Annotated in this window: 9 protein-coding genes, 3 rRNA genes and 1 other RNA gene; 8 read left to right on the top strand and 5 right to left on the bottom strand. The window is 59.1% G+C overall.

Annotated elements, in window-relative coordinates:
• The first annotated feature begins 3 nt into the window (after positions 1–3).
• From smpB to QYR03_RS05045, 4 genes are all read left to right on the top strand, one after another.
• The gene (smpB, locus tag QYR03_RS05060; RefSeq protein ID WP_301713441.1) at positions 4–492 is read left to right on the top strand and encodes an SsrA-binding protein SmpB; all 489 of its coding nucleotides are present in this window, start codon (positions 4–6) and stop codon (positions 490–492) included.
• A complete protein-coding gene (locus QYR03_RS05055; protein ID WP_301713440.1) occupies positions 489–1,136 on the top strand; it encodes an SDR family oxidoreductase in 648 nt (215 codons plus the stop codon). The genes smpB and QYR03_RS05055 overlap by 4 nt, the downstream gene beginning before the upstream one ends.
• Before the next feature lie 72 nt (positions 1,137–1,208).
• Positions 1,209–1,589: a transfer-messenger RNA gene (ssrA, locus tag QYR03_RS05050) on the top strand.
• Between the two features lie 80 nt (positions 1,590–1,669).
• Complete coding sequence (locus QYR03_RS05045) at positions 1,670–2,587, top strand: hypothetical protein (protein ID WP_301713439.1); 918 nt, start codon at positions 1,670–1,672, stop codon at positions 2,585–2,587.
• A gap of 201 nt (positions 2,588–2,788) precedes the next feature.
• Here the strand turns inward: QYR03_RS05045 and QYR03_RS05040 are convergent, their stop codons facing one another.
• Positions 2,789–3,124, bottom strand: coding sequence for a hypothetical protein (locus QYR03_RS05040; RefSeq protein WP_301978935.1), 336 nt, complete (start codon positions 3,122–3,124; stop codon positions 2,789–2,791).
• 48 nt (positions 3,125–3,172) lie between these two features.
• On the opposite strand from QYR03_RS05040, the gene QYR03_RS05035 reads away from it, so the two are divergent.
• The 4 genes from QYR03_RS05035 (at position 3,173) to QYR03_RS05020 (ending at position 9,387) form a co-directional block, all read left to right on the top strand.
• Positions 3,173–4,689: ribosomal RNA gene (locus QYR03_RS05035) — 16S ribosomal RNA — on the top strand.
• A 408-nt stretch (positions 4,690–5,097) separates the two neighbouring features.
• Positions 5,098–8,172, top strand: a 23S ribosomal RNA gene (locus QYR03_RS05030).
• A gap of 192 nt (positions 8,173–8,364) precedes the next feature.
• Positions 8,365–8,482: ribosomal RNA gene (gene rrf, locus QYR03_RS05025) — 5S ribosomal RNA — on the top strand.
• The 16S, 23S and 5S rRNA genes sit together here, the layout of an rRNA operon.
• Positions 8,483–8,592: 110 nt before the next feature.
• On the top strand, positions 8,593–9,387 hold the full coding sequence (locus QYR03_RS05020) for a sulfite exporter TauE/SafE family protein (RefSeq protein ID WP_301713361.1): 795 nt from the start codon (positions 8,593–8,595) through the stop codon (positions 9,385–9,387).
• Between the two features lie 28 nt (positions 9,388–9,415).
• On the opposite strand, the gene QYR03_RS05015 is transcribed toward QYR03_RS05020, so the two are convergent.
• The 4 genes from QYR03_RS05015 to QYR03_RS05000 are packed head-to-tail and all read right to left on the bottom strand — an operon-like array spanning position 9,416 to position 13,832.
• Positions 9,416–10,063 carry a DUF3239 domain-containing protein gene (locus QYR03_RS05015; RefSeq protein ID WP_301713360.1) on the bottom strand — a complete coding sequence of 216 codons (648 nt, stop codon included), beginning with the start codon at positions 10,061–10,063 and terminating at the stop codon, positions 9,416–9,418.
• Positions 10,064–10,074: 11 nt separating this feature from the next.
• Positions 10,075–11,715, bottom strand: coding sequence for a DNA repair helicase XPB (locus QYR03_RS05010; RefSeq protein WP_301713359.1), 1,641 nt, complete (start codon positions 11,713–11,715; stop codon positions 10,075–10,077).
• A gap of 33 nt (positions 11,716–11,748) precedes the next feature.
• Positions 11,749–12,954, bottom strand: coding sequence for an ABC transporter permease (locus QYR03_RS05005; protein WP_301713358.1), 1,206 nt, complete (start codon positions 12,952–12,954; stop codon positions 11,749–11,751).
• Complete coding sequence (locus tag QYR03_RS05000; protein WP_301713357.1) at positions 12,954–13,832, bottom strand: ABC transporter ATP-binding protein; 879 nt, start codon at positions 13,830–13,832, stop codon at positions 12,954–12,956. The genes QYR03_RS05005 and QYR03_RS05000 overlap by 1 nt, the downstream gene beginning before the upstream one ends.
• Positions 13,833–13,834 lie beyond the last annotated feature (2 nt).

Here is a 13,834-nt window from a genome sequence, read left to right as displayed (position 1 = left end):
GTCATGGCGAAGAAAAAGAAGAAGGAAGGGCCGGGTGTCATCGCGTCCAACCGCAAGGCTCGCCACGACTACACCATCCTGGACACATACGAGGCCGGCGTCGTTCTGCAGGGAACCGAAATCAAGTCTCTGCGTGACGGAAAGGCATCGCTCGTCGAGGCGTACGCCACTATCGACGACGGCGAGGTTTGGCTCCGCAACCTCCACATCCCCGAATACTCGATGGGGTCGTGGACGAACCACTCGCCGCGGCGTACCCGCAAGCTCCTGCTGCACCGCCGTGAGATCGACACCCTCGAAGGCAAAGTCCGCGACGGCAACCGGACTCTCGTCCCGCTGAAGCTCTACCTCAAAGATGGCCTGGTCAAGGTCGAACTTGGTCTCGCCCAGGGTAAGCAGGACTATGATCGCCGCCAGGACATCAAGAAACGCACCGAGGACCGCGAAATCGCCCGCGAACTCGGCCGCAAATTCAAGGGGATCAAAGCATGAAAACCGCACTCATCACCGGTGCTTCCCGCGGTATCGGCCGCGCTATTGCCGAGGAGCTGGGCAAAGACCATCACATCCTGGTGGGGGCGTCGAAGGACGCGAGCGCAGTCGTCGATAAGCTGCCCAGCGCTGAGCCGTTCGAGGTCGATCTGCGCGACGAGCGCGCGATCGCCGAAGCCGCGCGCAAGATCGAGAATGTCGACGTCGTCGTCCACGCCGCGGGTGTGCTGCACAAGGCGCCGTTCGGCGAGCTCGACGCCGAACAGTGGCGTGAGACCATGGACGTGAACGTGCTCGCGCCAGTCACGCTCACGCGCGAGCTTCTGCCTGCTTTACGACGCTCCCGTGGGCTCGTCATCACCATCAACTCCGGCGCCGGCTTCCACGGTGTTGAGGAGAACACCGCGTACTGTGCCTCCAAATTCGCGTTGCGCGGATTCACTGATGCCCTGCGCCTGGAAGAGAAAGGACAGGTCAGGGTCACGTCGATCCACCCGGGACGCACCGACACTGACATGCTCGCCGACCCGAAGCACGGCGACCGCCCGAAGATGGATCCGGTCAACGTCGCGCGGGCCGTCCGTCTCGCCGTGGATGTGGATCCTGATACGGTCGTTGAATTCCTGCGCGTCGCACCTGCTTGACGGGCGTTGTTGATCAGCGCTAGAGTTAATTCTCCTGCGGTTGCAACGCATGTTCCCGCCGCAGGAAGCGAAGGGGATGATGTGGTTTCGACTTCGCTGACTAAACCAGGGGAAGCGTGCCGGTGCAGGCTGGAGACCACCGATTCAAGCGTCGCAGCACCTGATAAACGCAGAGAAGAACTCTCAGCGTGACTACGCCCTCGCTGCCTAAGTAGCGACCGCGTGTCTGTCAGGCCGGGCTCGCTCCCGACCCGGATCCTGGCATCGACTAGGGAGCTTGCCCTCTCGCCGTGCCGGTGAGGCGCGGAGGGGACATCTTTCACCGGCTGGGCCCGTCATCCGGACATGTTCGCCTGATCCGGAGGGCCGAGTAGAGATTCTGTGCGGACTGCGCACGGAGAAGCCCTGGTGCAGTGGCGAAGGACCCGGGTTCAATTCCCGGCATCTCCACAAACGGTGAAACCGCTGGTCAGATTTTGGCCGGCGGTTTCGTCGTTTCTGCATCTGCGAATCCGACTAGGATTCACACCCGTATGAAGAGTCAAACTGGCAGGCGGGCTGCCAAGCACACGTCCCGCACCGCGTTGCTGCTGGCGGCAGCGCTGCTCCCGAGCCTTACGGCCTGCGCCCCTGACGATGATGCTGCGCCGGCGAGTGGCGCCGGCACAGACACCACGCAGACCGTGGCCGACACGCCCGCGCAGGAGGAAACCGTCGAGATTGAGGACAACGACGGGGCGAAGACGGTGCCGAAGGCACCGGAGAAAGTCTTCGCTCACGACGCTCGATCCCGGGAACTCCTAAAAGCCCTCGGTGTTGATGTGCAGGAGGGGACTGACGGCAAAGCTGATTTGATTATCGCCGGCGACGCGGACAGCGCCGCCGCAGCCAAGGAGGGTACGGACGTCCCCGTCGTCGACATCACCCCGCGCGACGGCATTCCGCTGGACTGGGAGATGGTGCGCCAGGCCCAGGTGCTAGGCAAGGTCTTCGGTTGTGAAGCGGAAGCGGCGAAGCTCGACGAGGAGTTCTCCGAAGCCCGGGGTCGAGTGATCGAGGCACGCTCGGAGAAGTGGACCTTCGCTGCCATAACGGCGGACCAAGGGACACTTCACGTGCAGGCGGCCGACGGAGATGCGTTGTGGAAGCCAGTCTTCGCGATGCTCGAGCTCACTCCGGCGTTGAAGCCCGGGGACGCCGCCGATATTCCCGCGCTGGTCAAAGCGGAGCCGACCTTCCTCTTCGCCACCGACGCTCGTCCGGACCTCGCTGCTGAGGGGTATGCGCCGCCGATGCGTCTGATCGCGCAGAACGAAGAGCTTAAAGGGACCAAACCGGTGGAGAAGGGGCGCGTCTATGTTGCGCCCTTGAATGCGCAGGACACAGCCTCGATTGTCACGTACACGCGCATGTTCAACGAATTAGCGGATCAATGGGACTCCATGAGTTGAACGTTTCTGCTATGTCGATATTTGCGCAGGTAGAAAGGCGCATTTGCGTTCTGCAACCACTTAGGGTTAATGTTTTGATTCGTCGCCGCGAGACGTTAAGAGCCGGTTAACGGTTCTGAACAGAAGGTGGCGGCGAGAAAAAATCGATATTGCGACGGAGTTGACATCAGATGTCAGCGCAGAGTAATATCAAACAAGCCTCTACGGCAGAAGGACGAAAGTTCTGAAGCCGAGTGTGCGTGTGTTGTGTGAGAACTCGATAGTGTGCCAATGATTTTTGTTTGGTTGGTTTGTGTGGCTGATGCGCTTTTTTGGTGTGTGCTGGTCGGATGATGCCTGAACCATTGATGGGGTGTTGTTCGTCTGGTTGGTTGCATGACTGATTGGATTTTTGTTGTTGTCTTTTCTCCTCGTCGGAGGGGCAGCAATGGTTGATGAACCTTTTTTGGGTTTGTTTTTGTAATTTTTGGATTGCCAGGCCGCATGCTGTGTTGGTGTGTGGTGTGGTTTGTTTTGGTTGGGTTTTGGGCTTTTCACGGCTCAGTAATCTTTTACTGATTGATGCTCGCTTTTTTGGTGGGTGTTTTTGTGGAGAGTTTGATCCTGGCTCAGGATGAACGCTGGCGGCGTGCTTAACACATGCAAGTCGAACGGAAAGGCCCTTGCTTGCAGGGGTACTCGAGTGGCGAACGGGTGAGTAACACGTGGGTGATCTGCCCTGCACTTCGGGATAAGCCTGGGAAACTGGGTCTAATACCGGATAGGACCATCGTTTAGTGTCGGTGGTGGAAAGTTTTTTCGGTGTGGGATGAGCTCGCGGCCTATCAGCTTGTTGGTGGGGTAATGGCCTACCAAGGCGTCGACGGGTAGCCGGCCTGAGAGGGTGTACGGCCACATTGGGACTGAGATACGGCCCAGACTCCTACGGGAGGCAGCAGTGGGGAATATTGCACAATGGGCGCAAGCCTGATGCAGCGACGCCGCGTGGGGGATGACGGCCTTCGGGTTGTAAACTCCTTTCGTCAGGGACGAAGCGAAAGTGACGGTACCTGGATAAGAAGCACCGGCTAACTACGTGCCAGCAGCCGCGGTAATACGTAGGGTGCGAGCGTTGTCCGGAATTACTGGGCGTAAAGAGCTCGTAGGTGGTTTGTCGCGTCGTTTGTGGAATACCGCAGCTTAACTGCGGGGTTGCAGGCGATACGGGCATAACTTGAGTGCTGTAGGGGAGACTGGAATTCCTGGTGTAGCGGTGGAATGCGCAGATATCAGGAGGAACACCGATGGCGAAGGCAGGTCTCTGGGCAGTAACTGACGCTGAGGAGCGAAAGCATGGGTAGCGAACAGGATTAGATACCCTGGTAGTCCATGCCGTAAACGGTGGGCGCTAGGTGTGAGTCCCTTCCACGGGGTTCGTGCCGTAGCTAACGCATTAAGCGCCCCGCCTGGGGAGTACGGCCGCAAGGCTAAAACTCAAAGGAATTGACGGGGGCCCGCACAAGCGGCGGAGCATGTGGATTAATTCGATGCAACGCGAAGAACCTTACCTGGGCTTGACATACACCGGATCGCTGCAGAGATGTAGTTTCCCTTGTGGCTGGTGTACAGGTGGTGCATGGTTGTCGTCAGCTCGTGTCGTGAGATGTTGGGTTAAGTCCCGCAACGAGCGCAACCCTTGTCTTATGTTGCCAGCATTTGGTTGGGGACTCATGAGAGACTGCCGGGGTTAACTCGGAGGAAGGTGGGGATGACGTCAAATCATCATGCCCCTTATGTCCAGGGCTTCACACATGCTACAATGGTCGGTACAACGCGCAGCGACACTGTGAGGTGGAGCTAATCGCTGAAAGCCGGTCTTAGTTCGGATTGGGGTCTGCAACTCGACCCCATGAAGTCGGAGTCGCTAGTAATCGCAGATCAGCAACGCTGCGGTGAATACGTTCCCGGGCCTTGTACACACCGCCCGTCACGTCATGAAAGTTGGTAACACCCGAAGCCAGTGGCCCAAACGTGTTAGGGAGCTGTCGAAGGTGGGATTGGCGATTGGGACGAAGTCGTAACAAGGTAGCCGTACCGGAAGGTGCGGCTGGATCACCTCCTTTCTAAGGAGCTTTTTGTGTGGTTTACAGTTGTAGGCCCATTTTTTGTTGGTTGAGTGCCCGTGTGTGGTGCTGCTGACGTTTTTTTGATAAATCCAGGTGGATGCACACCGCGCGCGTGGATGCGTGTGTGGGGTGTGTTGGTTGCATGAACCTGTTGTGGCTGAGCAAAAAATGGTGATTGTTGGTGCACTGTTGGGTGTCTGGGGCAGCACATGGTGCCCGCACTGTATGCGTTTGTGTGTGGTGTGGGTGGTTGTTCCTGGTTGGCTCACTGGTTGCTGGCTGGTCGTTGTGGCTGGTTGGTGGTGGTGGGTGTGGTGTGTGAGAACTGTATAGTGGACGCGAGCATCTTGTTTTTTTGTTTGTGTGTGTTTTTTGATTGTTTGTGTGTTGGGTTATTCGTGTGTGTGTTTGTTGTTCAAGGGCGCATGGTGGATGCCTTGGCATGCTGAGCCGATGAAGGACGTGTGAGACTGCGTTAAGCCTCGGGGAGTTGTCAACAAAGCGTTGATCCGAGGGTGTCCGAATGGGGAAACCTGGCCGTGGTTATGTGCGGTTACCTGTTAGTGAATGCATAGCTGGCAGGGGGTGACGCCGGGAAGTGAAACATCTCAGTACCGGCAGGAGAGGAAAATAATAATGATTCTGCTAGTAGCGGCGAGCGAACGTGGATGAGGCTAAACCGTGTGCGTGTGATACCTGGCAGGGGTTGCGTGTGCGGTGTTGTGGGGTGTAGCTGGTCGTGTTCTGCCAGATACGTCTGCGTGGTGTGTGTGTAAGCGGAAGTGGTCTGGGATGGCCCACCGGAGTAGGTGAGAGTCCTGTACGCGAATGCGCATGTGCCTGTGGTGGCTATGTTTGCCCCGAGTAGCAGCGGGCTCGTGGAATCTGCTGTGAATCAGCCGGGACCACCCGGTAAGCCTAAATACTCAGTGTGACCGATAGTGGATAAGTACCGTGAGGGAATGGTGAAAAGTACCCCGGGAGGGGAGTGAAATAGTTCCTGAAACTGTGTGCCTACAATCCGTCAGAGCACCTCAAAGTGTGTGATGGCGTGCCTTTTGAAGAATGAGCCTGCGAGTCAGCGGCATGTCGCGAGGTTAACCCGTGTGGGGTAGTCGTAGCGAAAGCGAATGCTAATTGTGTGTTTTTAGTGGCATGTCCTGGACCCGAAGCGGGGTGATCTACCCATGGCCAGTGTGAAGCAGCTGTAAGAGGTTGTGGAGGCGCGAACCCACGTAGGTTGAAAACTGCGGGGATGAGCTGTGGGTAGGGGTGAAAGGCCAATCAAACTCCGTGATAGCTGGTTCTCCCCGAAATGCATTTAGGTGCAGCGTCGCGTAGGTGTGCCGGAGGTAGAGCTACTGGTTGGTTGAGCGGGACTATCATCTTAGCAATGTCAGCCAAACTCCGAATGCCGGTTACATGTGTGCGCGGCAGTGAGACTGTGGGGGATAAGCTTCATAGTCGAGAGGGAAACAGCCCAGATCGCCGGTTAAGGCCCCTAAGGGTGTACTAAGTGGAAAAGGATGTGTAATCGCGAAGACAGCCAGGAGGTTGGCTTAGAAGCAGCCACCCTTGAAAGAGTGCGTAATAGCTCACTGGTCGAGTGGTTGCGCGCCGACAATTCAGTGGGGCTCAAGTACACCGCCGAAGCCGCGGCAGTATTTTTGTACTGGGTAGGGGAGCGTCGTATGTGGGGTGAAGCACGATCGTAAGGGCGTGTGGACTGCATGCGAGTGAGAATGCAGGCATGAGTAACGAATGATACGTGAGAATCGTATCCGCCGAATGACTAAGGGTTCCTGGGTCAAGTTCGTCTTCCCAGGGTGAGTCGGGTCCTAAGGCGAGGCCGACAGGCGTAGTCGATGGTCAACGGGTTGATATTCCCGTACCCGTATACATGCGCCCAATGATGAACCGGTGATACTAACCACCCTGACCATCTGCCAAGGTGATCTTTGATCATCAGGTGGGTGTGATGCGTGGGGCCTGATCTGTAGTAGTCAAGTGATGGGGTGACACAGATTGGTAGCTACGCCACTTAGTGGATTGTGGTGCAAGCGTGCGGCACGGCACCTAGTTAAATGCGGGTGCCAAGTGTGCGAGGCGTGATGCGTAACCCGAATGGGGTGATGGTAGTGATCCTATGCTGTCGAGAAAAGCCTCTAGCGATGTATGTGTACGGCCCGTACCCGAAACCGACACAGGTAGTCAAGTAGAACATACTCAGGCGGTCGGGTGAACTGTGGTTAAGGAACTCGGCAAATTGCCCCCGTAACTTCGGGAGAAGGGGGGCCACAACCGGTGATCCACCCATGCGTTGGTGAGCTGGTTGGGGTCGCAGAAAAGAGAGGGAAGCGACTGTTTATCAAAAACACAGGTCCGTGCGAAGACGGTTAAGTTGATGTATACGGACTGACGCCTGCCCGGTGCTGGAAGGTTAAGAGGACCTGTTAGGACTTTGTGTTCGAAGCGGAGAATTTAAGCCCCAGTAAACGGCGGTGGTAACTATAACCATCCTAAGGTAGCGAAATTCCTTGTCGGGTAAGTTCCGACCTGCACGAATGGCGTAACGACTTCCCTGCTGTCTCAACCACAGGCCCGGTGAAATTGCACTACGAGTAAAGATGCTCGTTTCGCGCGGCAGGACGAAAAGACCCCGGGACCTTCACTATAGCTTGGTATTGGTGTTTACTGCGGTTTGTGTAGCATAGGTGGGAGACTGTGAAGCGCTCACGCTAGTGGGTGTGGAGTCGGCACGTGAAATACCACTCTGACCGTAGTGGATGTCTTAACCTTGGCCCATGATCTGGGTTGGGGACAGTGCCTGGTGGGTAGTTTAACTGGGGCGGTTGCCTCCCAAAGAGTAACGGAGGCGCCCAAAGGTTCCCTCAGCCTGGTTGGCAATCAGGTGTTTAGAGTGTAAGTGCACAAGGGAGCTTGACTGCGAGACTTACTAGTCGAGCAGGGACGAAAGTCGGGACTAGTGATCCGGCACCTACTTGTGGATGTGGTGTCGCTCAACGGATAAAAGGTACCCCGGGGATAACAGGCTGATCTTCCCCAAGAGTCCATATCGACGGGATGGTTTGGCACCTCGATGTCGGCTCGTCGCATCCTGGGGCTGGAGTAGGTCCCAAGGGTTGGGCTGTTCGCCCATTAAAGCGGCACGCGAGCTGGGTTCAGAACGTCGTGAGACAGTTCGGTCTCTATCCGCCGCGCGCGCAGAAACTTGAGAAAGGCTGTCCCCAGTACGAGAGGACCGGGACGGACGTACCTCTGGTGTGCCAGTTGTTCCGCCAGGAGCACCGCTGGTTGGCTACGTACGGAAGGGATAACCGCTGAAAGCATCTAAGCGGGAAGCCTGTTTCAAGATGAGGTTTCATAGGTTCCCTATAGACGATGGGGTTGATAGGCCAGATCTGGACGCACCGCAATGTGCGAAGGTGACTGGTACTAATACACCAACCAACAAACACCAATAGTTGAACCCACCACGACAAATAATCGTCGGGAACACAACAACAAACAACAACAACAAAAAATGCCGCGTCCACTATGCAGTATCTGACACACCACACACCACCTGCGTGTGTGTGGCCAACACCCAGAAAACTACATACACCCGCAACACCACCATGTTGCGACCATGACAGACACCCCAATAGGTGTGTCGGTGGTTGATAGCGGTGGGGAAACGCCCGGTCCCATTCCGAACCCGGAAGCTAAGCCCACCCGCGCTGATGGTACTGCACCCGGGAGGGTGTGGGAGAGTAAGTTACCGCCGACCAAAAACTTCATTTCACGCGGTGTCCCTCGAGGAATAGAATCCTCAAGGGGCACCGCTTTTTTATTTTTCATCGTGCGGTTGAGCTTTTGATTTGAGGAGTTGGATACTTGATGACTGTTCTTTCTGGCGTTTTGCTGTTCGCCATGGGGATTATGGCCGGCATCATTAATTCAGCCGTCGGATCCGGCTCGCTGCTCACGCTCCCAGTTCTTCTTGCGATGGGTGTTCCGCCCGGAGTGGCGGTGCGCACCAACACCATCGGTATGATGTTCGGTTCCTTCGGTTCCGCCTGGGGCTTCCGCAAAGAGACGAAGCGGGAACTGCCGTTCCTCGGGCCGCTGGTCACCGCGACCGTCATCGGTGCGGCAGCCGGCTCTTTGCTGCTGCTGTTTACTCCGTCGTCCGCGCTGGATTGGGTCATCCCGATCTTGATCGTCGTCGCGTTGATCCTGGTGATCTTCCAGCAGCGCTTTGTTCAGGCGTTCTCTAAATCCCAAGTCGTCACTGAAGGTCAAGGCGACGGGGTGATTGGTGAGCCCTACAGACGGCCCGGCCTCGTTGGGGCGATGGGGCTGGCTTCGATGTACGGAGGCTTCTTCACTGCGGCTCAGGGCGTTTTGTACATGGCCATCATGGGTGTAGGAACCGGCCACCCGTTCAAGGCCGTGAATCCGGTTAAGAATTTCCTGTCCGCGATTGTCAACTCTGTCGCAGCACTGGTCTACCTCATCGCCTTCCTGTTCTTCGGGGCAGAGGTGCTGTGGATCGGTGTCCTGGTGCTGGCCGTAGGAAGCTTGATCGGAGGACTTGTTGGTGCGCGCATCGCGAAGAAACTGTCCAATAAGTTCCTGAAGGGGCTCATTGTTTTCGTGGCTGTGACCGCGCTGATCCGCCAGTTCATTTAGCAGTCACGGCAAGTGGGTTCGCCGCGCGTTAGAGGACGAGCAGGTTCATGGGGGTGGCTTTGACGTCGTCAAGCTTGGCGAGTGACTTGTCGAGCATGTGCCACTGTTCCTGGGGGATCTCGGTGCGTGCGCGCTTGAGGATGGCCTGGTCTGTCGTCGCCCACGCGATGGGCATGGGTGTGACTTCCTGCCAGTGGTCCTTGTCGCGTGTGGTGCGGCGCCCGCCGACCGCGAGGGACGGAACCTTCGTTCCAACAGTGGGCTCGTCAATGCCGGGGATGTTCGAGACCGTGCGTAGCGCAGCCGCGTACCTCGGCGTGAGTGATTCGTCGACGTTGGTGTTCACGAGCGCCATCAGCACCATGTCGCGGGGGTTCACTTCGGCGATCACGGCGGGGGCGAGCGGGTAACGGTCGTAGAGCTCCTGTGCGCCGCCGACAGAACGGGGCACCATGAGGCCCACAATGAGCATCACGATGCCGAACGGTACGAGGCCGATGACCCCGAACCAGCCCCACGCTGAATTGTCCGGCGTCAGCGTCCACAACAGCACTGCGGCCACCACGCAGATGACGAACAGGCTGATGCCCGAGATCGTCACCTTGCGTGTATCGCGGAGCATCTCGTTGTGCTTCTTAGCGAATTCTTCGTCGACGTCGAAATGAAAGCGCTTCATAGCAAACTATTTTAAAGGTCCGCCGCGTCTACCAGCCGGTAGGCGTAGCCTTGTTCGGCGAGGAAGCGCTGGCGGTGCATCGCGTACTCGGCATCGAGAGTGTCGCGTGCGACAACGGTGTAGAACAGCGCTTCAGCACCGTCGGCCTTGGGGCGCAGCAACCGCCCGAGGCGCTGTGCCTCCTCCTGGCGCGAGCCGAATGTCCCGGAGACCTGTATGCCCACTGCGGCTTCCGGCAGGTCGATGGAGAAATTCGCCACCTTCGACACGATGAGAGTCTGGATCTGACCGTTCCGGAACGCGTCGAAGGTGGTTTCGCGCTTCTTGGTGGAGGTTTTGCCGTCGATAAGCGGGGCGCCAGTGCGCGCGGCGATGTCCTCGAGCTGCTCGATGAAAGCGCCGATGATCAACGTTTGCTGCTTTTTATGCTGGGCAAGCAGCTTATCGACGATCGCCAGCTTCCCCTCGCTGCACGCCGCGATGCGGTAGCGCTCGCGGGTCTCCGCGGTGGCATACATCATGCGCTCGTCTTCGGTGAGCGTGGTGCGCACCTCGACGCATTCGGCAGTGGCGATGTAGCCGGCCATCTCGAGCTCTTTCCACGGTGTGTCGTAGCGTTTCGGGCCGATCAGCGAGAAGACGTCCTCTTCGCGGCCGTCCTCGCGGACGAGGGTGGCGGTGAGCCCCAGGCGGCGGCGCGACTGGAGGTCGGCGGCCATGCGGAAGACGGGGGCGGGAAGCAGGTGGACTTCGTCGTAGATGATCAGACCCCAGTCGCGGGAGTCGAAGAGCTCGAGAGCTTTGTACTCGCCCTTCGTTTTGCGCGTGACCACCTGGTAGGTGGCGATCGTGACGGGGCGGATCTCTTTGCGCTCGCCGGAGTATTCGCCGATCTCTTCGGGCGTCAGCGTGGTGCGGCGCAGGAGTTCGTCGCGCCACTGCCGGCCAGCGACGGTGTTGGTGACCAGGATCAGCGTGGTCGTTTGCGCCTGCGCCATGGAGGCTGCGCCGACGATGGTCTTGCCAGCGCCGCAGGGCAGTACCACCACGCCGGAACCGCCCTCCCAGAACGACTCGGTGGCGTACTGCTGATAATCGCGTAGCTCCCAGCCGTCGTGGTTGAGCGCGATTGGGTGGGACTCGCCGTCGACATAGCCGGCGCGGTCGTCCACAGGCCAGCCGAGCTTGGTCAACTCCTGCTTGATGAGGCCGCGTTCGGAGGGGTGGACGGGGGCGGTGGTGTCATCGATAAGTGCGCCAAGCATGGGCGCGATCTTCTTGTGCCGGGAGATCTCGGTGAGGATAGCGGCGTCGTCCGCCTCGATGATGAGACCGTGCGCCGGGTGTTTGAGCAGGCGCACGCGGCCGTAGCGGGCCATCGTCTCGGCAACGTCGATGAGCAGAGCCTGCGGAACGGGGAAGCGGGAGTAGCGCTCCAGCACGTCCACGGCCTGCTCCGCATCGAATCCTGCGGCGCGTGCATTCCACAACGCTAGGGGAGTGATGCGGTACGTGTGCACGTGCTCCGGCGCGCGCTCGAGCTCCGCGTACGGTGCGAGCGCCGCGCGAGCGGCCCCCGCGTCCGGGTGCGCGACATCAAGGAGGACAGTCTTGTCCGATTGAACAATGAGTGGACCGTCACCTAAAGGCATGGGGGCGATTATGCCTGTTTAGGGCATGAAATCCTAACTCCGCAGCGCCTCCGACCACTTGGTGGTCTTGCCGTTGTTGAGGATCGAGCGGCGGTAGATGCGGGCGGTGACCCAGATAGTCAGGAGAGTCGCGACTGTGGCGATGGCAAGCGATCCCGCCAGCTGGAGGGCCGTGAAGTTGCCGGCGGCGTAGGTAAGGGGAGCGGCGAAGATGGACACCGGTGGAACCCAGCTGGCCACCTGCATCCAGGTGGCGTCGGTGTTCATCCAGCCGAAGCCCGGGATGTACGCGCTGGCGATGATCAGCAGAAGAACGGGCATCTGGGTGGATTGCAGGTCCTCGGTGCGCTGCACCATCGCCCCGGCGGCGGCGTACAGGCTGGCGAAGAAGACCATGGCCAGGATGTACGCGAGGAGCATGACGGGGAGGATCGACCATGCGATGTCGACGCCGTCGAGCAGCCCGGTGACATTCAGGGCGATGGCCGCGGCGGCGATGAGGACTGCTGTGGACACGAAGCCGAAGACCAGGTTGCCCAGGATTTTTCTGGCGAGGAAGTCGAGTGGGCGCACGGTGGCGAGGATGAGCTCGACGACGCGGGAGGACTTCTCCTCCGCCACGCGGCTGCCCACCTGGGCGGCGAAGGTGACCACCATGAAGACGATGGCCATCAACAGGATGAACGCGGTGAGCAGCTTGATGAAGTCCTGCTCCGATTCGGCTTCACTCTTGCCGGAATCGAGGTCCGCGATATCCACCGGGACCACCTCGACATTCGGGCTCGCCGCGGCGAATTTTTCAGGGGAAATCCCGAGTTTCTCCAGCGCCGCGGCCTGAGTGTGAGCGTCAGCGATGCTGTTGATGTCGGCCACAACCTCGGGTTTAGGGGAGCCGTCGCTGACGACCTGCCAGGTATCGCCTTCCACGACGAGGGCCGTGTCCACCTCGCCGTCGCGCACGAGCTGCTCTGCTTCGGCGCGGTCGGTGGCCGTGCGCGGTTCGAAGGTGGTGCCCTCCAGCGCACGATTGTCCATTCCGACGACAGCGATGGTCGTGGCGGCCTCTCCGGAGTCGTCCTTGTCTTTCTGCCACGCCGCGAAACCGATCAGGCCGACAGTGGCGAGCAGCATGATCAGGAGGGTGATGATCACGGATTTCTTGGCGAACAGGATCTGGATTTCCCGCTTCGCGGTGGTCGTGATCGTGTGCAGGGGAGAGTACGTGTCGTGGGTGGTCATTACTTCACAACTTCCTTGAACAGGTCGGTCAGGTCGGGGACAACGCGGGAGAATTCGTGGACATCGCCTGCGGTGAGGGCGGCGTGCAGGATGCGCTGGTCGTCACCGGTGGAGGTGGTCTCGAGGACGACATGGTTCGGGGCGTCGTCGATAAGCGCAGTGCCTTCTGGGTACCAGCCGCGGGCGGTGGTGCCGACCTTGTAGCGGACGGGGCCTTGGCTGCGCAGCTCGTCGACGGTGCCTTCGGCGACCATGCGGCCGCGGGTGACAATGCCGACGCGGTCGCAGAGACGCTGGACGAGGTCGAGCTGGTGGGAGGAGAAAACCACGGGAACGCCGTTGGCCGCGCGGTCGCTGAGCATGGTGCTCATGACATCGACTGCGACGGGGTCGAGGCCGGAGAACGGCTCGTCGAGGATGAGAATGTCTGGGTCGTGGATGAGGCTGGCGGCGAGCTGGACACGCTGCTGGTTGCCCAAAGAGAGGTCGTCGAGTTTGTCGTTCAGACGCTCGCCGAGGCTGAGTTCTTCGAGCAGTTCCGTGCCGCGCTGCTTCGCGGCGGCCTTGTCCACACCGTGGAGCTGAGCCAAAAAGACCAGCTGGTCGAGGATCTTCTCTTTGCCGTACAGGCCGCGCTCTTCGGGCATGTAGCCGATGCGGCGCCGCGTGGCGTCGTCAAGCGGGGCGCCGTTGAGGAGCACCTCGCCGGAATCCGCCTCGAGCACGCCGAGCGCGATGCGCATGGTGGTGGACTTGCCGGCACCGTTCGAACCGACGAAGCCGTAGAGCTCGCCGTCGCCGACGGTGAAACTCATGCCGTCGAGAGCGTGTGTTTCGCCGAAGCGTTTGTGCAGGTCTCTAATTTCAAGAGTGGTCATTT

It is taken from the genome of Corynebacterium sp. P4-C1 (genome assembly GCF_030503595.1).
In the GTDB taxonomy this organism is placed as follows: Bacteria; Actinomycetota; Actinomycetes; order Mycobacteriales; family Mycobacteriaceae; genus Corynebacterium.
Note: the sequence above shows the minus strand (reverse complement) of the source record. Positions and strands in the feature narration are given on the sequence as shown.

Coding starts and splice junctions, on each gene's coding strand:
- smpB (WP_301713441.1), top strand. CDS start 4: ATGGCGAAGAAAAAGAAGAAGGAAGGGCCGGGTGTCATCGCGTCCAAC.
- QYR03_RS05055 (WP_301713440.1), top strand. CDS start 489: ATGAAAACCGCACTCATCACCGGTGCTTCCCGCGGTATCGGCCGCGCT.
- QYR03_RS05045 (WP_301713439.1), top strand. CDS start 1,670: ATGAAGAGTCAAACTGGCAGGCGGGCTGCCAAGCACACGTCCCGCACC.
- QYR03_RS05020 (WP_301713361.1), top strand. CDS start 8,593: ATGACTGTTCTTTCTGGCGTTTTGCTGTTCGCCATGGGGATTATGGCC.
- QYR03_RS05015 (WP_301713360.1), bottom strand. CDS start 10,063: ATGAAGCGCTTTCATTTCGACGTCGACGAAGAATTCGCTAAGAAGCAC.
- QYR03_RS05010 (WP_301713359.1), bottom strand. CDS start 11,715: ATGCCTTTAGGTGACGGTCCACTCATTGTTCAATCGGACAAGACTGTC.
- QYR03_RS05005 (WP_301713358.1), bottom strand. CDS start 12,954: ATGACCACCCACGACACGTACTCTCCCCTGCACACGATCACGACCACC.
- QYR03_RS05000 (WP_301713357.1), bottom strand. CDS start 13,832: ATGACCACTCTTGAAATTAGAGACCTGCACAAACGCTTCGGCGAAACA.